This window comes from Asinibacterium sp. OR53 (assembly GCF_000515315.1).
In the GTDB taxonomy this organism is placed as follows: Bacteria; Bacteroidota; Bacteroidia; order Chitinophagales; family Chitinophagaceae; genus Sediminibacterium.
Window position 1 is genome coordinate 2,669,392 of sequence record NZ_KI911562.1, and the last position, 18,891, is coordinate 2,688,282.

19 protein-coding genes are annotated in these 18,891 nt (G+C 46.5%); 8 read left to right on the plus strand and 11 right to left on the minus strand.

All coding sequences use genetic code 11. The features are described 5' to 3' along the window. Positions 1–29: 29 nt before the first annotated feature. From SEDOR53_RS0111970 to miaB, 7 genes are all read right to left on the minus strand, one after another. On the minus strand, positions 30–971 hold the full coding sequence (locus SEDOR53_RS0111970; protein WP_037361165.1) for a YihY/virulence factor BrkB family protein: 942 nt from the start codon (positions 969–971) through the stop codon (positions 30–32). Beyond that, positions 968–2,008 (minus strand): endolytic transglycosylase MltG, encoded by a 1,041-nt coding sequence (mltG, locus tag SEDOR53_RS0111975; RefSeq protein ID WP_198018912.1) that lies wholly within the window; start codon positions 2,006–2,008, stop codon positions 968–970. The genes SEDOR53_RS0111970 and mltG overlap by 4 nt, the downstream gene beginning before the upstream one ends. An 86-nt stretch (positions 2,009–2,094) precedes the next feature. Then, positions 2,095–2,451, minus strand: a complete 357-nt coding sequence (gene secG, locus SEDOR53_RS0111980) for a preprotein translocase subunit SecG (RefSeq protein ID WP_026769942.1) — start codon at positions 2,449–2,451, stop codon at positions 2,095–2,097. Between the two features lies 1 nt (position 2,452). Next, positions 2,453–3,175 (minus strand): hypothetical protein, encoded by a 723-nt coding sequence (locus tag SEDOR53_RS0111985; protein WP_026769943.1) that lies wholly within the window; start codon positions 3,173–3,175, stop codon positions 2,453–2,455. A gap of 21 nt (positions 3,176–3,196) precedes the next feature. Beyond that, positions 3,197–3,706 carry an LptE family protein gene (locus SEDOR53_RS0111990; protein WP_092726029.1) on the minus strand — a complete coding sequence of 170 codons (510 nt, stop codon included), beginning with the start codon at positions 3,704–3,706 and terminating at the stop codon, positions 3,197–3,199. Next, entirely contained in the window at positions 3,699–4,985 is a 1,287-nt protein-coding gene (locus SEDOR53_RS0111995; protein WP_026769945.1) for a sigma-54-dependent Fis family transcriptional regulator, read from the minus strand. Before SEDOR53_RS0111995 ends, SEDOR53_RS0111990 begins: the two co-directional genes overlap by 8 nt. 6 nt (positions 4,986–4,991) lie before the next feature. After that, positions 4,992–6,413 (minus strand): tRNA (N6-isopentenyl adenosine(37)-C2)-methylthiotransferase MiaB, encoded by a 1,422-nt coding sequence (miaB, locus tag SEDOR53_RS0112000; protein WP_037361964.1) that lies wholly within the window; start codon positions 6,411–6,413, stop codon positions 4,992–4,994. A gap of 128 nt (positions 6,414–6,541) precedes the next feature. Between miaB and SEDOR53_RS17850 the strand changes: the two genes are divergently transcribed. Further along, positions 6,542–7,600, plus strand: a complete 1,059-nt coding sequence (locus SEDOR53_RS17850; RefSeq protein WP_084220422.1) for a DUF3078 domain-containing protein — start codon at positions 6,542–6,544, stop codon at positions 7,598–7,600. Here SEDOR53_RS17850 and SEDOR53_RS0112010 read toward each other — a convergent pair. Both SEDOR53_RS0112010 and SEDOR53_RS17855 read right to left on the minus strand, forming a co-directional pair. Continuing rightward, positions 7,572–8,690 carry a 5-(carboxyamino)imidazole ribonucleotide synthase gene (locus SEDOR53_RS0112010; protein WP_026769947.1) on the minus strand — a complete coding sequence of 373 codons (1,119 nt, stop codon included), beginning with the start codon at positions 8,688–8,690 and terminating at the stop codon, positions 7,572–7,574. The genes SEDOR53_RS17850 and SEDOR53_RS0112010 overlap by 29 nt on opposite strands. A gap of 101 nt (positions 8,691–8,791) precedes the next feature. Next, on the minus strand, positions 8,792–9,208 hold the full coding sequence (locus SEDOR53_RS17855) for an NUDIX hydrolase (protein ID WP_051416620.1): 417 nt from the start codon (positions 9,206–9,208) through the stop codon (positions 8,792–8,794). A 168-nt stretch (positions 9,209–9,376) separates the two neighbouring features. Here SEDOR53_RS17855 and SEDOR53_RS0112025 point away from each other — a divergent pair, with 168 nt between their 5' ends. Beyond that, positions 9,377–10,129, plus strand: coding sequence for a hypothetical protein (locus SEDOR53_RS0112025; protein ID WP_026769948.1), 753 nt, complete (start codon positions 9,377–9,379; stop codon positions 10,127–10,129). Between the two features lie 105 nt (positions 10,130–10,234). Here the strand turns inward: SEDOR53_RS0112025 and SEDOR53_RS0112030 are convergent, their stop codons facing one another. Next, positions 10,235–10,897, minus strand: coding sequence for a response regulator transcription factor (locus SEDOR53_RS0112030; protein WP_026769949.1), 663 nt, complete (start codon positions 10,895–10,897; stop codon positions 10,235–10,237). Between the two features lie 63 nt (positions 10,898–10,960). Beyond that, positions 10,961–12,811 (minus strand): sensor histidine kinase, encoded by a 1,851-nt coding sequence (locus SEDOR53_RS0112035; RefSeq protein ID WP_026769950.1) that lies wholly within the window; start codon positions 12,809–12,811, stop codon positions 10,961–10,963. A gap of 89 nt (positions 12,812–12,900) precedes the next feature. Here SEDOR53_RS0112035 and mgrA point away from each other — a divergent pair, with 89 nt between their 5' ends. The 6 genes from mgrA (at position 12,901) to lepA (ending at position 18,858) form a co-directional block, all read left to right on the plus strand. Beyond that, positions 12,901–13,896: an L-glyceraldehyde 3-phosphate reductase gene (mgrA, locus tag SEDOR53_RS0112040; RefSeq protein WP_026769951.1), complete on the plus strand. Its 996-nt coding sequence runs from the start codon at positions 12,901–12,903 to the stop codon at positions 13,894–13,896. 71 nt (positions 13,897–13,967) lie between these two features. After that, positions 13,968–14,603 (plus strand): orotate phosphoribosyltransferase, encoded by a 636-nt coding sequence (gene pyrE / locus SEDOR53_RS0112045; RefSeq protein WP_026769952.1) that lies wholly within the window; start codon positions 13,968–13,970, stop codon positions 14,601–14,603. A 17-nt stretch (positions 14,604–14,620) separates the two neighbouring features. After that, entirely contained in the window at positions 14,621–15,028 is a 408-nt protein-coding gene (locus tag SEDOR53_RS17860; RefSeq protein ID WP_051416621.1) for a hypothetical protein, read from the plus strand. Between the two features lie 4 nt (positions 15,029–15,032). Then, a complete protein-coding gene (locus SEDOR53_RS17865; RefSeq protein ID WP_037361170.1) occupies positions 15,033–16,199 on the plus strand; it encodes a putative sugar nucleotidyl transferase in 1,167 nt (388 codons plus the stop codon). Between the two features lie 14 nt (positions 16,200–16,213). Then, entirely contained in the window at positions 16,214–16,981 is a 768-nt protein-coding gene (gene tpiA, locus SEDOR53_RS0112060; protein ID WP_026769953.1) for a triose-phosphate isomerase, read from the plus strand. Positions 16,982–17,073: 92 nt separating this feature from the next. Next, on the plus strand, positions 17,074–18,858 hold the full coding sequence (gene lepA, locus SEDOR53_RS0112065; protein WP_026769954.1) for a translation elongation factor 4: 1,785 nt from the start codon (positions 17,074–17,076) through the stop codon (positions 18,856–18,858). Positions 18,859–18,891 lie beyond the last annotated feature (33 nt).

An 18,891-nucleotide genomic window follows, 5' to 3' on the forward strand; every position in this document is an offset into this window, starting at 1 on the left:
GGAACTAAGGCTGATCATACTGCAGACCGTCATGTATTTCTTTCTTCTGCCTTCCTGGTCAGGTATGTAATACTGACGTTTAATTCAAATCCAATGAGCAGGATCAATGAGTTGAGGTAAATCAGCAACATCAGGATGAGTACGGTTCCGATAGAGCCGTAAACGCGGTTGTAATTGGAGCTGGCGAACAGGCTTACCCACGAAGAGAATGCGATGGTGGTAACCAGTATCAATGCAGTGGCCAGTAGAGAGCCAGGCGATACCAAATGCCATCTTTTTTTTACAGAAGGAGCAAACTTATAGATCATCGCCACGCAATAGAAGAGCAAACCCGTGATAATGAACCAACGGACCCCGTTCCACCAGGGTAGCCTGGCCCTCCTGCGCATGTGGAAGAGATTTTTAAGGAGACCGGCGAGCTGTTCTTGTCCTATCAATACCAACGCAGAAGCAATGACCAGCAACACAAGAATACCGGTGAGCCGGATAGCGCGCCAACGCTGGTACAGGAAAAAACCTTTCTGTTCCTGTATCGATCGGTCGAACGTGCGTATGATGCCGATGATAGCATTGGAAGCGTAAAAGATAAGCAATATGAAACCAAAAGAAAATACGCCTACGTGTTTTTCCAGCAATCCATCCAGTATGTCTTTGATGAAACGATAAGTGGCAGAGTCTGGAGAAATGTCTTTGAATAATTTAAGTATTTCCATTTCAAAACTGGCCGAAGCGGGAAAATAAGGTAACAGTGCAAACAAAAACAGGAGGGCTGCCGGCATGGCCATGATAAAGTTGAATGAAATGGCGGCGGCTCTTTCGTTCAAGCCTACTTTATTGATCTGCCGGAAGAAAAAACGCACCACATCGTATAACGGAAGGCCCCGGAACCCGGGAATGACCATTACCTTGCTCTTGTTGATGAGCCAGGCAATGGGAGCAAGGTTAACAATGTGTCGTTCAATTTTTGTCAATGCTCAGGCGAGTTTTGTTTTTTGGCCATATAGGCATCCAATGCTTTCTGGTATTCTCTGGCGTACTGCATATGCTCTTCATACGTGCTGCTGAAATGATGATAACCGCTGAAATCACTTTTGGCAACAAAATAAAGATAATCTGTACGCGGTGCATTCAATACAATGTCGATGGTTTTAGGCGATGGGGTACAGATCGGACCGGGGGGCAATCCTTTCTTCCGGTACGTATTATAAGGAGATGGATTGCCCAGGTATTTTTCATAGATGCGGGTGAGTGTAAAATCCTTCATGGCATATTTGATCGTGGGGCATGCCTGCAAGGGCATATCTTTTCCCAGCCGGTTGATGTACACACCGGCGATCTTGGATTTGTCGGATTCAAAATTGGTTTCTTCTTCTACAATGGAAGCCAGGGTATATGCTTCTTCAGGGGTGAAAGAAAGTTGCCGGGCTTTTTGCATACGGTCATTGCGGCTCCAGAAAGCATTCCTGGTATCGGCAAGCTTGCGCAATATTTTATTGAAAGAAGTGTTCCAATAAAAAGAATACGTATCGGGCAATATAAGGGTAAATACGGTATTCGTATCTACTCCAAAAGGCTTGAGCGAGTCGTTCGACTGCAGAAAATTCATTACTGCAACAGAATCTGTATTGAAGTTTTTACCAACCAGGTGTGCCAGGTCTTCTTTCACCCTCAGTTTATTGATGACCAGTTTGATGGATGCCTGCCGGTTGTTTCTCAGCATGCGTGCGATGCTGAACAGGTTATCGCCCTTTTTTATTTCATATTTGCCGGGCTTCAGTTTATTCCATATACCCCATGTTGTTGCCAGCAATGAAAGAGTGCCCGGGTGCTTGACCAGGTGCTCCTGCTGCAGCGTTTGTATCACATCTTTTTGTGTATTCCTGCCTTCTTCCACTACCAGGTAGCGGCTCTTTTCTTCAAAGCCGGTGCCTGAAGTGAGGCTTTGCCAGGAAAAAATACCTGCTGTAACAATGAACAAAAGCAATAATATCAAAAGGATCTTTTTCATAACCATGCCCTCTTCCGGTGTTTAAATTAATTAAAAAACCCTGTCTGAATACACAGGCAGGGTCTGAAATATCTTTTAACGATTGTTTATTTTTTAGCAGAATCAGCAGGCTTCGCAGAAGCAGCATTAGCCGGAACAGTATTGGCCGGTGCTGCAGGAGCGCTGGTACTAGTATTCACTTTCTGAATGATGGAAGTATCAACACCACCTGATGTACCGCCTTTCAGGAAAAGGGTAGAAGAAAGCGCCAGCAGGGCAATGATGCCTGAAAAAATCCAGGTGCCTTTTTCTAATACGTCGGTCGTTTGCTTTACACCCATGAACTGGTTGCTGAACCCGCCAACAGTACCGGAAAGTCCACCCCCCTTGGGGTTCTGCACCAACACAATGAAACCAAGCACCACAGAAGCTATTACAATCAGAATCAAAAACAGAATGATCATTTTATATACCTTTTAATTGTTGTATCCTGGCCGCAAAATAAGCGGTTTTTTCAGGATTTAAGAAACTTAATTTAATATAGAGCTGGATGGCTTTGTCTGTTTGTCCCTGCTTTCCCAGCACTTCTGCCATACTTTCGGTAATCACTTCGCGCTGCTCGTTAGAGCTTTCGGCGCTTTGTATTACGTCTTTTTCCTGTTTAGACGATACGCCCAGGTCTATATTGGTATCGGCGGGCTTCATTTGCTTGAGCCAGTCGGTGAACTTGCGCATCTGGGAAACCAGCTTGTCCTGCGGAATCGCATCCAAATCGATTTTAATGCCTTGCGAAGCAAAGTAATCAGTGGTATACAATTTTTCCTGCTTTGCTTCTATATCGAGTTTGGCATCTGCTTCCAGCGGCTTTTTAAAACTCGCCAACTGATCAGATAACAGGGAAGATATCTTGGCGGTCACCGGCGCCACACTGGTTACCTGTTCGTCATGGGCATCTTTGTTCAACTGGAGCTGCAGCCAAAATGGATTGGTAAAGTATAAAGCTGTTTTAGTGCTTTGGGAAACGGCTTGGGGTTGTTGTGTGTTTTTTAATTTGGCAGCCAGCAGCAATTGCGCTGGTGCAAAATAAGGATGTGCAGCAACAAGCCCTTCCAGTTGCGCTACGCTTACTTCACTGAAGTTGGTTTTACCGGTCAGGTGCAATAAGGTCTTTTCCAGGGAAGCATTCATAGTACTAAAAATACAATTTGATTACCAGTTGGAGAAAATGCGGTTAAAAATATCATCGGTAATACTGCGAACGATCTCGTCCAGCAATCCGCTTTCGGCCTGCTGCAAAGTAAGGTTGGCCGAATAGTCGAAACTCCTGCTTACATCGAATTCTTCGGTTGTATTCTCCAGTGTCTTCCTCAATGTCATGTGAACAGTAACGGTCAACCGGTTGGTCGTAGGCTGTTGTGCGCTCACACCAACGGTCTGTGAGGGATCGTAATTGGTGATCTGTCCGTTCAGCACATAATGTGCATCGTCGCTGTTGGTGCGGGTGAGTTTGGTGCTTCCAACGATCTTTTGCTGCAGCTTATCGGTCAGTTTCTGGCTTACCTGCGGGTTTACATAACGCGCCTTGTTTTCAATGAAGCCGATCTTGATGGTTTTGACATTGGCCGGAATGGTAGCATCTTTAAAAGAATACACCCCGCATCCGCTCATCAAAAACAACAATAACAGGCAGACAACAATTCGACTTTTAATACTATTCATCAATGTCATATTCTTTCAGTTTCCGGTAAAGTGTTCTTTCGCTGATGCCCAGGTCGAGCGAGGCGTCCCTTCTCTTTCCCTTGTGTTTCTTCAGCGCTTTCACGATCAGTTCTTTTTCCTTGTCCATGATATTCAGCGATTCCTCTACTTCTTCGTGCTGATGAATACCCTCATCGTGCAGTAGTACGGGCTGTGATCCATGTGCTGATGGGTAGTAAGTTGTTGCAGCGGGACTGGCCGGCGAAGCAATTGAAGGAGAAGTGATGATGGATTGAGCCTCGCCATTGTTGTGGTATTCCTGAATAAGTGAATCCCGGGTGAAATTAGCAGCGGCGCCTGCCAGTGAAGGGTTCTGCAATATTTCAAGGAACATTTTCTTCAGCTCCGTTACATCTTTCTTCATGTCGAAAAATAGTTTGTACAGGATCTCTCTTTCATTGGCGAATTCACCGGTTGGTGCAGCATGTCCGGCCAACACCGGCATCCGGTTGAATTTGTCCTGGTTGGGCAGGAACCTGCTCAGTTCAACTGCCGTAATAACGGGTGATGAACTGAGTACAGATATCTGTTCCGCAATATTCTTCAATTCGCGCACATTGCCCTGCCAGGGGTGGTTAATTAACAGGTTTTTCGCATCGTCGTCGAGTTGTACAGGTGCGGTCTTGTATTTTTCTGAAAAGTCTACCACGAATTTTCTGAAGAGTAAAGGAATGTCTTCTTTCCTGTCGCGCAATGCAGGTACCCTGATGGGGACAGTGCTCAAACGATAATAGAGGTCTTCCCTGAATCTTCCTTTTTGTGTGAACTCCAATAATTCCCTGTTGGTAGCTGCAATAACGCGCACATCGGTTTTCTGTACTTTAGATGAACCCACACGAATGAATTCACCGGTTTCCAGTACGCGTAACAGCCTGGCCTGCGTGCCCAATGGCATTTCTCCAATCTCGTCCAGGAAAATGGTGCCTCCGTTAACGGTCTCAAAATATCCTTTCCGGCTGTCTACCGCTCCCGTGAAAGCGCCTTTCTCGTGACCAAACAATTCCGAGTCGATGGTGCCCTCGGGTATAGCACCACAGTTCACCGCTATGAACGGGTTGTGTTTGCGGGCAGATAATGCGTGTATGATCTGTGAAAATACTTCCTTACCTACGCCGCTTTCACCTACGATTAACACGGTGAGATCGGTAGCCGCTACCTGCGCCGCTGTATTCAGGGCGTAGTTGAGGGCTGGGGAGTTGCCGATAATACCGAATCTGTTTTTTATGCTTTGTAAATCCATAGTTTTTTAATTACCAACGATTTCTCCCACTAAGGTTGCCTTGGTACAATCCACCACTTTCACCATCACGTAATCAGCGGGTGTATAAGGATGGTTGCCTTTGGGGAACACGATCACTTTATTCTGACTATTCCGGCCATACCATTGTGCATCGCTTTTCTTGCTATTGCCTTCTATCAATACTTTAAACGTTTTGCCGAGGTCGAGCTGGTTGCTTTGGCGCGATAAATTTCCCTGGAGGTCTACGATTTCCTGTAACCTTCTTTTCTTCACTGCTTCGGGAATATCGTCTGTATAACGCCTGGCAGCCAATGTGCCGGGTCTCTCGCTGTAGAAGTACATATAGCTCATATCGAATCGGCCGTACTCCATAATGCTTAGGGTGTCCTGGTGATCTTCTTCCGTTTCGGTACAGAAACCGGCAATGATATCGGAACTGATACCACAATCGGGGATGATCTCGCGGATACGATCCACTTTGGCTTTATACCATTCGCGTGTATAAGTACGGTTCATCAACTGCAAGATCCTCGTGCTGCCGCTCTGTACGGGCAGATGGATATAATTGCAGATGTTCTCATATTTTGCAATGGTGTACAATACTTCGTCGGTAATATCTTTCGGATGTGAAGTGCTGAAACGTACACGCAGATCGGGACTGATCAGCGCCACTTTTTCAAGCAGCCTGGCAAATGTTATAGTCTCATCTTTTGCTTCATCGATCCAATAATAACTATCTACGTTCTGTCCGAGCAGCGTAATCTCTTTATAGCCTTTGTTGAACAGATCCTGCGACTCGGCCACGATAGAAACGGCATCGCGGCTGCGCTCCCTGCCACGTGTAAATGGTACTACACAGAAGCTGCACATATTATTACATCCCCGCATGATCGATACGAAAGCGTTGATGCCATTGCTGTCGATACGGATAGGGGAGATATCGGCATAAGTCTCTTCACGGCTCAGCAAAACATTCACTGCTTTCTGTCCGGTTTCTGCTTCGGAGATCAGCGAGGGGAGACTTCGATAAGCATCTGGACCTACTACCATGTCTACCAGTTTTTCTTCTTCCAGTAATTGAGATTTCAAACGCTCGGCCATACAACCCAGTACGCCAATGAGCATGCCCTTGCGTTTTCCCTTGAGTTTCCTGAATTCATGCAGGCGTTTGCGAACGGTTTGTTCCGCTTTTTCCCTGATAGAACAGGTATTCACCAGTATCAGGTCGGCCTCTTCTGCCAGCCGGGTTGCGCCGAATCCTTCCTGGTTCAATATGGAAGCTACCACTTCACTGTCGGCAAAATTCATGGCACATCCATAACTTTCTATATAGAAACGTTTCCGGTACTGATTGGGGTCGTTTTCAAAAGGCTTCAAGGCTTCACCCTGGCGACTTTCATCATGTTCTTTTCCTGCTATAGCCAGCATTTCCATGCGTTTGAAAATTTAGAGGGCAAAACTACGTAAAATTCCCTTGTTTATGCCAGTTTGTCAGCACCCGATTTGATGAATGGTGTCATTCCTTATTTTTACGCATAAATCAGCATTTACAATCGATGAATAAATGTATTCTATTGGCTATAATGGCCATTGGTATTCAATTTGGGCAGGCACAGGATGTATTGAACAAGATAAAGGCCGAGACCGCCAGGACGATCAAAAAAGAGACAGATACCACCAAATGGGACTGGAAAAGAGGTGGGTTGTTAAGTTTTAACATTTCTCAAGGATCATTGAGTAACTGGTCGGCTGGTGGCGACAATTTCTCTCTCGCGGCAAGTGGTTATTTCAACTATTTTTTCTATCATAAAAAGAGGCGCTATACCTGGGATAATAACCTGGATGTGAACATGGGCTACGTGCAGACCACCAGTCTGAGTGGCCGCAAGAACGACGACCGCATCGATTTCCTGAGTAAGTATGGTTATAAGATAGACAGCGTGGGAAAAGTATATGTGTCTACCTTGTTCAATTTCCGGTCACAGTTTTTCGACGGGTTCAGTTACAACAATAATGTACCAACGCTGTCGTCTTCTTTTTTGTCGCCGGCTTATATCATATTGTCGTTGGGTATGGATTATAAACCCAGTGATAAATTCTCGCTTTTCCTTTCTCCGCTTACATCGCGTATGACCATCATTGCACACGATTCGCTGGCCAGAAAAGGACTATATGGTGTACCGCCCGGATCGCATAGCATTAACCAGATCGGTGCATTTGCCACCATCAATTATATGACATCGATTGGTAAAAACGTGGGTTATAAAGGGAGGCTCGACCTGTTTTCGAACTATGCCGATCAGCCGCAGAATGTGGATTTTTTCATGACGAACATGTTTTCTTTCCGCATCAATAAAGCGTTCACCGCCACTTATAACTTAGACATGATCTACGACGATAATGTGCGGTTATTCGGAGCCAATAAAAATTCACCCGGGTTGCAGTTGAAAAGCCTGATCGGCATCGGCTTCCAGCATCCGCTGGCAGTGAGGAAAGCCGTTCGTCAACCCAAACTGTTGCCGCCGCCACCGCTTCCTCCGATTATACCGGTGATCGACAGTGTGCAGCAGGTAGTGAAAAGGGCGGTCAGGCTATCACCTTCAAAAGGTGCTTGATCTTATTGGCCTGGTAAGCCAGGTCCTGGTAGTCTTTACTGATGATGGTTACATGTCCCATTTTGCGACCGGGTTTGGTTTCTGTTTTACCATAGAGATGAACAAACACATTGTCGGTCTTCAATACATCTTCGAGGTTTTCATATTTGGCTTCCCCGGTATAACCTTCAGCGCCCAGCAGGTTCACGATGGCTGAAGGCAGAATGGGATCGGTATTGCCCAGCGGGTAATTGAGTATGATTCGCCACAACATATCGTATTGGCTGCTGTAATTGGCTTCGATGGTATGATGGCCGCTGTTGTGGACACGGGGCGCCGTTTCATTCACGAGCACTTCCTGGTTTTTATCAACGAACAATTCAACGGCAAACAATCCGGGACTGTTCAGGTGTTTTACTACTTTCAGTGCAATGGCTTCTGCTTTCCACAATACCTGTTCGGGAAGAATAGCCGGACTCAGCTGGTAATCCAGCAGGTTCAGCACGGGGTCGAATATCATTTCAGCAGGAGGGTAGAGGGTTGCTTCGCCCTGGTTACTCATGGCTACGATCACAGCGATTTCTTTGTGAATGGGAACCATTTTTTCCAACACAGCGGGTACATCGAAGCCCAGGTCAATGTCTTTGTGCTCTTTCAGTACTTGCACTCCTTTGCCGTCATAGCCACCTTCTCCGGTTTTGTGAACAGCCGGCAGGAAAGAAAGATGTTCCTGCAATTCGTTCCTGGCTTCTGTGATAATGAATTCTGAAGTAGGTATATCGTGCTGGCGGTAGAAAGCTTTTTGTGTGATCTTGTTTTTGATGGTACGGATTGCTGAAGGCCTGGGATATACATGTACGCCTTCGGCTTCTAATTTCTCAAGCGCCTCCACATTAACGGATTCGATTTCTATGGTGATGGCATCCAGGCCTTTTCCAAAACGATATACGGTGTCAAAATCAGTAATATCGCCCTGTACAAAATGATGGCATAAATGCGCTGCAGGACAATCGCTTTCTTTATCCAGTACCGATGTCTCCACCACATAATTGGCCGAAGCCTGTAATAACATCCTGCCCAACTGGCCACCGCCGAGAATACCTACTTTCATACAGTTTGATTAGAGGGCAAAGGTAGGAGGAAATTAGATGTTAGTTGTCAGTTGTAAGATGTCAGAGCTATTTCTAACAAGTCACAACTAACATCTAACAACTATTTCTTTATCGCTTCCCTGACTACCTCTACGATATTAGGATAACTATCGTTCAAGCAGGCTTCCAATTCGGTGCCTTGCACCCAACGGATATCCGTAATGTCTTCTTCCGTTTGCGGTGTCAATGGCTGGTTGCCGGCAGCATGCATACGGAACCAATGGGTTTCTTTGATGACGTTATTGTTTAAATGAAGATCGAAATAATGATGATAACCCATGGATATGAGCTCTTCACGTATTACTGCTGCGAGGCCGGTTTCTTCTTTCACTTCTCTCAGCGCGCAGTCTTCAATCGTTTCTCCTTCGTCGAGCTTGCCTTTGGGAAGATCCCATTTGCCACGCCTGAAGATCATGAGTAAGGCACCTGCCTCATTAAAGACCAGTCCGCCGCCCGCTATGATTTTTATCGGTTCCATTCCCCAAAAATAAATACGGCCGGTTTAAACGGCCAACTTGTTTTAACAACTGGTTCATACCAACTTATTGGTAGATGAAAATACCGTGGTAATGGTATTCCTGCTCAGTCTGCTGCCAATTATTTTTACTATCAACATTCATTCATTCATCGACACAAACAAATACCTATGAAGCAGCTTATCAGTTTTTGTGCTTTTATTGCCGCTGTTTCGGCTTTATTGTTGATTGGCAATAGCTGCAGCAAATCATCCGGCAACAATTCGTCGGGACCGGGAAATAATACTTCCGGAACCACTGCCCAGGCGGCCTACGATAACCAGAGTGGTGGTATTTATAAAGGCACGCTGACGGGCTCAAGTGGTTATTTTGTAGTTAACCTGCAGGCTGCTCAACCTTATGTGGTTTACCAATGGACTGATCCGGCCAGTGCTTCTGATAGTTTACCCGCCGCTTCATTGGGTAACTGGCAAAGTGGCCAGGCGCTTTCCAAAGCATTGTTTACCGGTACCAGCGGGGCGAAGATATGGTTCTCTGTAGGTGCTACCGGCGGCAATCCTTCGATAGATTCTGTGTATTTTCCCAGCCACCAGGGGCCGGTATATGCAGCCATTGCAAAAGAAACATCTTCGAATCCAGTGAGAGTGTACCAGGGTTCAGCCACGCCGGTAAGCAGCAATGGAGGAAAATGTGTGAACGCTGTTGTGAATATATGGACAGCCGGCAGCTCAGCTATGGGCACATACCTCACCACTACTGGTGAGCATGGAGCAGGTACAGGAACTGTTAGCGGTAATCAGGTCCAGATAAGTATGGGAGGTGAGTCAGGTTCTCTTAGCATCAGTAGTGATGCAAGTTCTATAACAGGCGGTGTAGGGGGTAGTACCTGTTCCCATAACATTTCATTGAAACGGATCTTCTGAGGGGAGGATACGTAAGCCAGTTGCATTTCCTGTTTATGTTGTGCCCAACACACATAGCAGGTACATGCACTGGCTTTTACTTTTAAACAAACCGGTTCGGATGATTCATAGCCTGATCAGGCCCTGATTGGAAGCGAAACGCAATAAACCCGCCAGGTTGCGTGCTTTGGTTTTAAGCATCATATTCTTGCGATGGGTTTCCACCGTTCTGTAACTGATGTGCAGCGCTTCGGCTATTTTTTCATTGGTATATTCTTTCGCCAAAAGTTGTACGATCTCTTTTTCGCGCTCTGTAAATGTTACGGGCTCTTCTGCAGTTTCCTTTTTTTGTTCTTTATAGCTATCGATGATGCGGTTGCTGACTGCTTCGCTAAAGAAAAACTGTCCGCTCATAACACGGTTGATACCTTCTACCAACTCGTGCCGGGTGCAGCTTTTTAACAGATATCCAGCTATGCCTGCCTGTACCATTTCGGCAATGATCTCTTCTTCGTCGTGCGTGGTGAGAATGAGGATCTTTATCTGTGGCTTGTGTTGTTGTATCCATCGCGTCAACTCCATGCCATCCGGCCTGGGCATGCTGATATCGATCAGGCATACGTCCACTTCCGTTTTGTTGAGCCAATCAATTACCTGTTCGCCGTTTTCCGCTGTTGCCGCGATCTCGAAATTGGGTTCTGTTCTAAGTAATGAAACCAAACCGTCGAGTAGTACCCGGTGATCGTCGGCAATCAATAGTTGTATCCTTTTCGATGCCACTGCTTTCATATACGTAAATCTAAAGGCTGCGCCGCTGTTTCACAATACCAATATTCCGGTAGCAACCCGGTATCAGGTGTATGGAATTTCAATGATGATGGTGGTTCCCATGCCAGGCTGGCTGTCAATGTCAATGGTTCCGCGCATGTTTTTGGTGCGCGACTGCATATTGTTGAGTCCGTTTCCCACCGTATTTTCACGCACCGCATCAAAGCCACGGCCATCGTCTTCAATGGTAATATTGATATGGCGCTCATAACGAACCAATTGCACTGTTGCGTTCCTGGCGTGTGCATGCTTTACAATGTTGTTCATGGCTTCCAGCACCACCTGGTAAATACCCAGCTCTACTGTTTCATGTAGTCGTTCTGTGAACCCGTATGTGGTGTAATTGATGTGTATGACCGATTGATGACTGATCCGGTTGAACAGGCTTTGTAGTGCGGCGATCACGCCCAGTCGCGATAAGGTAGCCGGCATGATATTATAAGCGATGTTCTTCATTTCCTGCATGGCTTCATCGAGTAATACCAGTACTTCTTTCAGGTTTTCTTTTTCCTGACCAGGCATGGTGCCTGTTTCTTCTACGGCCGACAGTTTGAGTTTGGTGGCCGATAAGAGCGAACCCAATGTGTCGTGCAGGTCATCGGCAATTCTTTTTCTTTCCCTGTCGGCCGCTGCAATGGTAGTGCGCAGATTTTCCTGCTGCTGCATGTTCAATGCGGCCTGGAAATGATTCCTTTGTCGCAGGCTATACCATTTGTAGAGCAGCCATGCGATCAGGATACTGGCACAAGCGATGCCAATACTGAGGTCTTTCCATAGCTTCTGCCGGTTCAGTGCAGCGTCCTGTAGCCGTTGCTGGGCTTCCATCTTGTAACGGTTCTCTTTTTCCAGCAGTACACGTTGGTTGTTTTCGGCCACGATGCTATCCCTTACCTGGGTAAAACGAAGATGATAAGCATAAGCGCTGTCGTAATTGCGCAATGAGGCAAAAGCAATAGACAATTGCTCATAGGCATCCTGCAAACATTCCATATAGATCAGTTCCTGGGAAATGGACAATCCTTTTCTCAAAAGGGAAAGCGCTTGCGGATACTGTTTCAGGCGGTTATAAATGGTGCCTCCATTTACATAATAACGCGCCAGGTCGTAACGGTTGATCCATCGGATGTATTGTTCGCTGATGTGGAGCGCAGCAAGACTGTATTGCAGTGAATGTGGCAGGTCGTTCATTTGCGCATAGACTTCAGCCAGCTTGTTGTCGGCATATGCCAGTTGCTCATTTTTATTGGCGTTGAGTACTACTTGGGAGTCATCGAAAACAGCTATGGCTTTATGAATGTATGAGATGGCATTGGCATAATTCTTTTCCAGAATTGTGAGGTCGGCCAGGTAAAAGAGCCCTTTTGCCTCCAGTGATTTGTCGTGCAGCTCATCGGCCAGCTTCAGGAAATCGATAAAATATTGTTTGGCGACTTCCAGCTTACCTTGCTTCATCAGTATATAGCCGATCACTCCTTTAAAATGAGCGATCCGTTCGGGGTTGTTGAGGGCTTCGGCCCTGGCCAGTCCATCAACCGAAATTTCCATAGCGCCGGTATAATTGCCCAGCAGGAAAAAATCGTTATTCAGTGCTGGCCTGAAATCATGCAATTCCAAATAATACTGGCGCCGGGAAACGGCCAGTTTCAACCCCTCTTTGAAATACAGGATGGCTGAGTCGTATCGCCTGGCGAGATGAAAAGCCACTCCTGTGTTCCGCAATGCTATAAGCGCCCCACCGGTATCTTTCTGAATCCAGGTCTGGAGCAAAACCTTTTTAGCATGCCCAATGGCGGCATCGCTGCCTGCAGGTTGCTGGGCTAAAATGCCGTTGACCAAAGCAATGGCTAAAACCAGGCTTGCGGTTTTAAGATTCAATACAGGAAAAGATTTTTGAAAAGTTACGATTAGTTTTATCCTGTCACGTATTTTTAGCCTTATTTATCATTCATCAATTCTCAATAACCATGTCTTATACAGCAAGCTCCAATCGTTATGAACAGATGGAATACCGCCGATGCGGCAACAGCGGTCTCATGCTGCCGGCCGTTTCGCTGGGCCTATGGCATAATTTCGGTGATATCGATTCAATGGATAAAGCGCGTGATATTTTGCGCACAGCGTTCGACCATGGCATCACGCATTTCGATCTGGCCAATAATTATGGCCCGCCTCCCGGATCGGCAGAGAAAAATTTCGGACAGCTTTTCAAAGCAGATTTCCTGCCTTACCGCGACGAGCTCATCATCTCCACCAAAGCAGGATGGAAGATGTGGGAAGGGCCTTATGGCGACTGGGGTTCCCGGAAATACCTGGTGGCCAGTCTTGACCAGAGCCTGAAAAGAATGGGACTTGATTATGTAGATATTTATTACCACCATCGTCCCGATCCGCATACGCCCTTGGAAGAGACCATGTCTACACTCGATCTCATTGTTCGCCAGGGTAAAGCTTTGTATGTAGGTATCTCCAGCTATCAGCCGGCAGAAGCAGCCAAAGCCATCGCCATCTTGCGGGAGTTGGGTACACCTTGTCTTATTCATCAACCCAAATACTCAATGTTTGAGCGTTGGGTGGAAAATGGTTTGTTAGATGTATTGGGACGTGAAGGAGTGGGTTGTATACCTTTCTCCCCGCTTGCACAAGGCATGCTTACCAATAAATACCTGAAAGGGGTGCCAACAGATTCACGGGCTGCATCGCACAGGGGTAATGGTGCCATGGAAGAAGACCAGGTAACACCGGAGAAGCTGGATAAAGTGAAACGATTGAATGTATTGGCAGAGCAGCGTGGACAGTCGCTCGCGCAAATGGCGCTGGCATGGGTGCTGAAGGATCCGCGCATTACTTCGGTATTGATAGGCGCCAGTAAACCGGAGCAAGTAACGGATTCGTTGCAATGCATCAAAAATTACCAGTTCAGTTCAGAAGAGCTGGCGCTGATCGAAGGGATCCTGAGGTAATGAGTTGTTAGAAAATAGGTCCTCAGCCCACCGTCTAACAACTACCAACTTGTTTTACGTATTTTCGCAGCATGACCAATGAAAAAGCCGTAGCCGAGAAACTGTTGCAGGTTGGAGCAGTGAAGTTAAGTCCCGATGCCCCATTTACCTGGGCCAGTGGCTGGAAGAGCCCTATTTACTGCGATAACCGTAAAGTGTTATCATTTCCCTTTGTGCGTGATTTTATTAAAAGTGAGTTATGCAATGTGATTTTTGAGAAATTTCCGGAGGCAGAAGTGCTGGCCGGCGTTGCTACTGCCGGCATCCCTTGGGGAGCCATGGCTGCTGATCAACTCAAATTGCCTTATATGTATGTGCGTCCCAAACCCAAGGAACATGGATTGGGCAACCAGATAGAGGGGGCTTATACAGCCGGACAAAAAGTGCTGGTCATAGAAGACCTCATTTCTACCGGTAAGAGCAGCTTGCAGGTGGTAGACGTATTGCGTAGCGCCGGAGTAGAAGTAGTAGGCATGGTTTCCATTTTTAATTATGGTTTTTCAATAGCGGACACCGCTTTTGAAACAGCGGGTGTGCCATTCCGGTCGCTCACCAATTACAGCAATCTGATTGAACTGGCCATTGAAAAAGGACAGGTAGCTTCATCGCTGGAGCCTGTATTGCTGGAATGGAGAAATGATCCGGCGAATTGGAAAGGAGTCCATTGAGCAATGTATAAAGCTTTATGAAAAGAACAATTTATTTTTTAGTAGTATTCATTTTGGGAAGTTCCCTTTGCTTAAGGGCACAGCAACCCAGACCGGAATGGGTAACCATCAAATCGGCGAACCTGCGATGTTGGGAATGTAAAGAGCGGTTAGATAGATACTTGTTGCTGGAAAAGGACAATACCGACAATGGTATTTTGCAGTGGAAAATAAATCTATTGCAGGGTGAAATACGTGTTCAGTTTTTACCCGACAGAACCACCGCAGGAGCCATCAAAGCAGCGCTGAACAATGCAGGCTTTGATGCTGATGCAGAGAAAGCGGAGCCTGAAGCGTACAAGAAGCTGCCGCCGGTTTGCAAACGTGCAGAAGATGGTGGTGGACCGCAGAAAGGCAAACCCTGTCATATACCTCCGGTTAACTGATTGCATGGCCATCATTCTGTTCGATAATACTGTAAGGGCTCATTTCTACCCGCTTACCCAAACCCGCGCCATTGCCGGATTGCGCATGGGTATTGTGACCATTCGTGAACGATGGTCATTGTGGACACGCGAGCCTGTGTATGTGCACACAACCGGTTACCTGCAACAATTGTATGAAAGTCCGGCTGCGGAAACGCATTTATGGATCGATGCTACGGTATTGCCTTCTGCTGAGCTGTTAAGTGCTTTATCAGACATTGAAGAAGGCTCATGCCTGGCAGATGAGCAGGGGTTGATTGCAGGGAAAACGCAAATAGCTTTCGAGTCGTTTAATCCTGCTAACGGCTTGCATTATTTTAAAGAAGTGCGTAAGTATGCACAGGCCAGGCGGATACAACATCCCTGGCACCTGACGCAATACAATGATTTTTTGCTGCGGCAGGATTTCGACCTGCTGGTTGAAGGCCGTAATTCGCTGCCTATTCCCGAAACCAATCGTGTTAGTCAACCGGAAGCAATTTTTATTGAAGAAGGAGCAGTGGTGGAGCATTGCATCATCAATGCAGCTACTGGTCCGGTTTATATTGGAAAGAACGCTACGATAATGGAAGGCTCAGCCATACGCGGACCTTTTGCATTGGGTGAAGGGGCTGCTGTGAAAATGAACAGCCGCATTTATGGCGCTACCACCATTGGACCCTGGTGCATGGGTGGTGGCGAGATCAAGAACAGCATACTCATGGGCTACTCCAACAAAGCGCACGATGGTTATTTAGGCGACTCGGTAGTGGGTGAGTGGTGCAATTTCGGGGCGGGGGCTACCAATAGTAATGTAAAGAATACGGCCGGAATGGTACAGGTATGGGACGAGCAGAGCGGAGCCTTCATACCTGCTGCACAAAAATGCGGTGTATTTATGGGTGATTATTCCCGCGTGGCTATCAATGCGTCGATCAATACCGGGTCGGTAATAGGGGTGAGCTGTAATGTATTTGGGAACGGACTGCTGCCCAAAAGGATCAAAGATTTCAGTTGGGGAACGGAAGGAGCTGTTTATAAACTCGATAAAGCCCTGGAAGACATCGGTAATTGGAAAAAAATGAAGCAGCAAACAGTTTCGGAAGCGGAAGCTTCGGTGCTGGCCTTTATCTTTGCGCATCATTCAAAATAAAGGAAACCCCTAACATGAGAAAGCAAATAGCCGCCGCCAACTGGAAAATGAACCTGACCCTTTCACAGGGAGAGCAATTACTGAAAGATATTCAATCCAAGCCTCATACATTAGGCGCTAACCAACTGGCCATATTTGCCGTTCCTTTCCCATACCTACCCATGGCCCAGCAGCAACTGGCCGGTAAACAAAATGTATTTATTGCAGCACAGAACTGCTACAGCAAAAAAAGCGGTGCCTATACCGGCGAGGTATCGGTTGAAATGCTGCAGTCGCTGGGCATATCTTATGTGGTGCTGGGGCATTCCGAGCGCCGCGAATATTTTCAGGAAAGCAACCAGTTCCTTGCAGAAAAGATCAATATCTGCCTGGAATACAACATACATCCCATCTTCTGCTGCGGCGAGCCATTGAGCATTCGCGAAGCCAATACACAGAATGCTTTTGTTGCCAAACAACTCGAAGAATCTTTATACCATCTCAGTGCCGAACAACTGAAACAGGTAGTGATCGCTTATGAACCCATCTGGGCCATCGGTACCGGCAAAACGGCCACCAGTGCACAGGCGCAGGAAATGCACGCTTTCATCCGCGAACAACTCACTGCCAAATATGGTGCTGCAACAGCCAATGAAATCACCATTCTTTACGGTGGAAGCGTGAAGGCAGCCAATGCAGGCGAAATTTTTGGTCAGCCTGATGTTGACGGCGGACTGGTAGGTGGCGCTTCTATTATTGCCGACGAATTTGTGGCTATTATCAATGCACTGAAAAACAATTAGACAATTTGCCAATTAGTTAATTCGACAATGAAAATATACCTCAATTGTCGAATTGCCGAATTGCCGAATTGATCAATTATCTTTGCTGCTCTATGAAGAAGATCAGGAATTTTTGCATCATTGCGCATATCGACCATGGTAAGAGTACGCTGGCTGACAGGTTATTGGAACATACCAAGACCATTGGCGAGCGGGAGATGATGGACCAGGTACTGGACGATATGGACCTTGAGCGGGAGAAAGGTATTACTATTAAGAGTCATGCGATACAGATCAACTACTCGTATAAGGGTGAACAATATGTACTGAACCTGATCGATACACCCGGTCACGTGGATTTCAGTTATGAAGTGAGCCGTGCACTGGCTGCCTGTGAAGGAGCCCTCTTGCTGGTGGATGCTTCACAAGGTATACAGGCCCAGACAATCAGTAACTTATACCTGGCAATTGACAATGACCTTGAGATCATCCCGGTTATCAATAAGATCGATATGGATGGTGCCAAGATACCTGAAGTGACCGACCAGATCGTGGACCTCATTGGTTGTAAGCAGGAAGACATCCTGCTGGCCAGCGGCAAATCGGGTATTGGTATCGAAGAAATTTTACAGGCTATTGTTGAGCGTATACCTGCTCCTGAAGGCAATGTAGACGCTCCTTTGCAGGCCCTGATATTCGATAGCGTGTTCAATAGTTTCAGGGGTATTATTGTATATTACCGCATCCTCAACGGGGTGATCCGCAAAGGCGATAAGATACGTTTCATATCTACGGGTAACGACTATTTTGCAGATGAAGTAGGGGTGCTCAAACTCAGCATGACGCCTAAAAATGAAGTCGCTGCAGGAGATGTAGGATATATCATCACCGGCATCAAGAACGCCAAAGAGGTGAAAGTGGGTGATACCATTACCCTCGCTAATAATCCCGGTGAAATGATCCATGGTTTCGAGGAAGTGAAGCCCATGGTATTTGCCGGTATCTTCCCGGTGAATACAGATGAATTCGAAGAACTGCGTGATTGTATGGACAAGCTGCAGTTGAATGATGCCTCACTTACTTTCGAACTGGAAACCTCCCAGGCGCTGGGCTTTGGTTTCCGTTGCGGCTTCCTGGGTCTCCTGCACATGGAGATCATACAGGAGCGGCTGGAGCGGGAGTTCAACCAAACGGTTATTACCACCGTACCAAACGTTAGCTTCCACGCTTATACTACAAGAGGGGAGAAGATCATCGTCAATAATCCGGCGGAAATGCCCGATCCTGTTAAGATAGACAGGATTGAAGAGCCTTTTATCAAGGCACAGATCATCACTTTACCGGAATACATCGGCAATATCATGACGCTTTGCCTGGGTAAACGAGGCATACTCATCAATCAAAGTTATCTCACACCCACACGTGTTGAGCTGATCTTTGAAATGCCACTTACTGAGATCGTATTTGATTTCTACGATAAATTGAAAAGTTCTACACGGGGCTATGCTTCTTTCGATTATACACCGATCGACTGGCGAGAAGCAGATATCGTAAAAATGGATATCCTCCTCAATAACGATAAAGTAGATGCGCTCAGTGCCCTTATCCACCGCAGCCGTGCACAGGATTTCGGCAGGAAGCTTTGTGAAAAATTAAAAGAGTTGCTGCCCAGGCAACAGTTCCAGATAGCCATCCAGGCTGCCATCGGTGCCAAGATCATTGCGCGTGAAAATATCAGTGCTATGCGCAAAGACGTTACGGCCAAATGTTATGGTGGTGATATCAGTCGTAAGCGGAAGCTCCTGGAAAAACAAAAAGAAGGAAAGAAACGCATGCGCCAGATCGGTAACGTAGAAGTGCCGCAGGAAGCGTTTTTGGCTGTACTTAAATTAGATTAGTTGTCAGTTATCTTTCATATTTCTGACAACTCT

What these genes read in the sequence shown, in the direction of transcription:
- SEDOR53_RS0112025 (WP_026769948.1), top strand. Translation starts at nt 9,377, where the DNA reads ATGAAGCAGCTTATCAGTTTTTGTGCTTTTATTGCCGCTGTTTCGGCT.
- miaB (WP_037361964.1), bottom strand. Translation starts at nt 6,413, where the DNA reads ATGCTGGCTATAGCAGGAAAAGAACATGATGAAAGTCGCCAGGGTGAA.
- mltG (WP_198018912.1), bottom strand. Translation starts at nt 2,008, where the DNA reads ATGAAAAAGATCCTTTTGATATTATTGCTTTTGTTCATTGTTACAGCA.
- lepA (WP_026769954.1), top strand. Translation starts at nt 17,074, where the DNA reads ATGAAGAAGATCAGGAATTTTTGCATCATTGCGCATATCGACCATGGT.
- secG (WP_026769942.1), bottom strand. Translation starts at nt 2,451, where the DNA reads ATGATCATTCTGTTTTTGATTCTGATTGTAATAGCTTCTGTGGTGCTT.
- tpiA (WP_026769953.1), top strand. Translation starts at nt 16,214, where the DNA reads ATGAGAAAGCAAATAGCCGCCGCCAACTGGAAAATGAACCTGACCCTT.
- SEDOR53_RS17850 (WP_084220422.1), top strand. Translation starts at nt 6,542, where the DNA reads ATGAATAAATGTATTCTATTGGCTATAATGGCCATTGGTATTCAATTT.
- SEDOR53_RS0111985 (WP_026769943.1), bottom strand. Translation starts at nt 3,175, where the DNA reads ATGAATGCTTCCCTGGAAAAGACCTTATTGCACCTGACCGGTAAAACC.
- SEDOR53_RS17860 (WP_051416621.1), top strand. Translation starts at nt 14,621, where the DNA reads ATGAAAAGAACAATTTATTTTTTAGTAGTATTCATTTTGGGAAGTTCC.
- SEDOR53_RS17865 (WP_037361170.1), top strand. Translation starts at nt 15,033, where the DNA reads ATGGCCATCATTCTGTTCGATAATACTGTAAGGGCTCATTTCTACCCG.
- SEDOR53_RS17855 (WP_051416620.1), bottom strand. Translation starts at nt 9,208, where the DNA reads ATGGAACCGATAAAAATCATAGCGGGCGGCGGACTGGTCTTTAATGAG.
- SEDOR53_RS0112030 (WP_026769949.1), bottom strand. Translation starts at nt 10,897, where the DNA reads ATGAAAGCAGTGGCATCGAAAAGGATACAACTATTGATTGCCGACGAT.
- SEDOR53_RS0111995 (WP_026769945.1), bottom strand. Translation starts at nt 4,985, where the DNA reads ATGGATTTACAAAGCATAAAAAACAGATTCGGTATTATCGGCAACTCC.
- pyrE (WP_026769952.1), top strand. Translation starts at nt 13,968, where the DNA reads ATGACCAATGAAAAAGCCGTAGCCGAGAAACTGTTGCAGGTTGGAGCA.
- mgrA (WP_026769951.1), top strand. Translation starts at nt 12,901, where the DNA reads ATGTCTTATACAGCAAGCTCCAATCGTTATGAACAGATGGAATACCGC.
- SEDOR53_RS0112010 (WP_026769947.1), bottom strand. Translation starts at nt 8,690, where the DNA reads ATGAAAGTAGGTATTCTCGGCGGTGGCCAGTTGGGCAGGATGTTATTA.
- SEDOR53_RS0111990 (WP_092726029.1), bottom strand. Translation starts at nt 3,706, where the DNA reads ATGAATAGTATTAAAAGTCGAATTGTTGTCTGCCTGTTATTGTTGTTT.